We start from the raw sequence: 577 nt of genomic DNA, 5'->3' as shown, positions 1-577 counted from the left end.
CAGGCGTTCAAGCTGGGCTGTGACGGAGTGATCTGTGGAACCGGCATCAATCGTCAAATCGCTGACACGAAGCCCGTAATGGGGTTGCAGCCGCGTTGGAGCGTTTCTCATCACCTCCAGAAACAGCTCATGAATCCGGGCCTGATTCATCAAGGTATGTGGCATCTCGGATTGATCGTCGGCCACGTCCTGCACCGTGCCCGCCCGGCGGATGTGGTCCGGGTTTGCGGGATTGGGCGTCCAGAATGCCGTTTGGTTGACCCAATACGCTTCGCGCTTCACTTTCTCAGCGAAACCAAACGCCTGAAACATCTCCATCGAACGGACGTTGACACCGTCCGCCTGGCCTTTCTCCATCGGACCCGGTTTTTGATCCACGATCATTGTCGAAATTTCGGCGAACCCGGCCAGTTGCGCCGCAAGGCAAAGCCCGGCCGGTCCACAACCCGCGATCAGAACATCAACCTTTTCGGGGAGGGTTGTGGGGTGGATGTGGTGACCGAACGCAGCCGGTTTGATATCCGGATCACCCGGACGAAATCCATCAACGTAATATTGCATTGTCCCCTCCTCCGCA

General features: G+C 57.4%; 1 protein-coding gene. It reads right to left on the bottom strand.

All coding sequences use genetic code 11. The annotated features are described in order from the left end of the window. On the bottom strand, positions 1-561 hold a 561-nt coding region (locus ACR0C6_RS22080; protein ID WP_480621330.1), incomplete at its 3' end, for an FAD-dependent monooxygenase. Positions 562-577 lie beyond the last annotated feature (16 nt).

Source organism: Ruegeria sp. AL12 (genome assembly GCF_056540885.1).
This window is presented reverse-complemented; position numbering and strand designations above follow the sequence as displayed.